Origin of the sequence: Streptomyces hainanensis (genome assembly GCF_004348415.1) — a bacterium.
In the GTDB taxonomy this organism is placed as follows: Bacteria; Actinomycetota; Actinomycetes; order Streptomycetales; family Streptomycetaceae; genus Streptomyces; species Streptomyces hainanensis.
In genome coordinates this window covers 1-847 of record NZ_SMKI01000881.1, presented here as the reverse complement: position 1 = coordinate 847, position 847 = coordinate 1, and the positions used below count along the sequence as shown (strand labels likewise).

At 67.7% G+C, this 847-nt stretch carries 1 tRNA gene and 2 pseudogenes; 2 read left to right on the top strand and 1 reads right to left on the bottom strand.

From position 1 onward, the window contains the following. Together E1283_RS36620 and E1283_RS39360 are read left to right on the top strand one after the other, a co-directional pair. Positions 1-108 (top strand): annotated as a pseudogene (locus E1283_RS36620) (IS5/IS1182 family transposase); the annotation flags it as partial. A gap of 19 nt (positions 109-127) precedes the next feature. Further along, positions 128-641 (top strand): annotated as a pseudogene (locus E1283_RS39360) (tyrosine-type recombinase/integrase); the annotation flags it as partial. Between the two features lie 68 nt (positions 642-709). Here the strand turns inward: E1283_RS39360 and E1283_RS36610 are convergent. Further along, positions 710-797, bottom strand: a tRNA-Ser gene (locus tag E1283_RS36610). Between the last annotated feature and the right edge of the window lie 50 nt (positions 798-847).

Below are 847 nucleotides of genomic sequence, written 5' to 3'. Positions count from 1 at the left end.
AACCGCCTCAAGCAATGGCGCGGTCTGGCCACCCGCTACGACAAGACCGCCACCATCTACCTCGCCGCCCTCCACATCGCAGGCATCCTCATCTGGTCAGCAACATGATCCGAAAGAAACGGCCTAGCCGTGCGGCCGGAAGGCGGGGTACCTGCCCGGAGCGGAAGCAGGCCCGGCGCGAGACCAAGAACACCAAGTCCAGAGCTGCCGACGCGCGGTGCCCCTGCCGGGCCCTCTGGTCGTCATGCTTCGCTTGCACGCCGAAGCGCAGGCGCGCGAGCGCCAGGCCGCCGGCAACCTGCGGGTCGAGTCGGACTACGTGTTCGGGCTGAGCGGCTCGGTGGTCCGCTCAGCCCGAACACGGACTATCACGACTGGAAGCAGCTGCTCGCGGACGCAGGAGTTCGGGCCGCTCGGCTGCACGACGCCCTGCACACCGCCGCCACCGTCCCGATGCTGCTCGGTGTCCCGGACCGCGTCATCGACCAGATCATGGGGCGGGAGCCGGGTACTTCCGCGCGCATGCGTGCGAGGCACCTTCACGTGCCGGACACCATGCTCAAGGGCGTGGCCCGGAAGATCGCCGACGCCCTCTGGGGAACCCCGTCGCACCCGCTGCGGACAAAAAGCAGGACAACAAGCGCTGGGACAAGACGAAGGCCCCCGGCCGTGGATGGCGGCGGGGGCCTTCGATCAGCCCGGTGAGAGCTGGCGGAGGATACGAGATTCGAACTCGTGAGGGTGTGAACCCAACACGCTTTCCAAGCGTGCGCCCTAGGCCACTAGGCGAATCCTCCGTGGGGAACGATACAAGACGTTGGGCGATGGTCGCGAACCGGTTGGGGGG